We start from the raw sequence: 532 nt of genomic DNA on the forward strand, positions 1-532 counted from the left end.
GTCCAGTCCGGAACCGGAGGAGGTGACGGCGTCGGCGGGCACGTCGGACGGCTTCACCGTGTAACCGGCGACGGAGTTGTCCTTGATCACGGCCGCCTTGGCGTCGCCCACCTGCTTGATCAGCACCTTGCTGTCGGCGGAGAGGTTGGTGGCGCCGGAAAGGATCAGCTTGTACCGCGTGTTGACGCTGTTGGCGCCGAGGCCGTTCTGCGGGCGGCCCTGGAACCACTTCAGGTCCGGGTCGGGGGTGTCCTGGCCCTTCTTCAGCGGCAGGTTGTACGACTGCCCGATCAGGGAGGAGCCGACGACCTTGCCGTCCGCCTTGGTCTCCGAGCCGTTCGCCTTGTCGTGGAACGCCGCCTGGGCGATCCCGGTGACGACCAGCGGGTAGACGACGCCCGTCACCAGGGTCAGCACGAGCAGGGCCCTGAGGCCCGCCCCGAGCAACCGGAAGGTGTTCGTTACGGAGTTGTTCATGGCGATCAGCCGATTCCGGGGATGAGGGAGATGAGCAGGTCGATGATCTTGATGC

General features: G+C 66.2%; 1 protein-coding gene. It reads right to left on the reverse strand.

Features of this window, described 5'->3' with window-relative positions:
• On the reverse strand, positions 1–477 hold a 477-nt coding region (locus IE277_RS46860), incomplete at its 3' end, for a potassium-transporting ATPase subunit C (protein ID WP_189960250.1).
• Positions 478–532: the final 55 nt, after the last annotated feature.

This window comes from Streptomyces alanosinicus, assembly GCF_014650595.1.
Classification (GTDB): Bacteria; Actinomycetota; Actinomycetes; order Streptomycetales; family Streptomycetaceae; genus Streptomyces; species Streptomyces alanosinicus.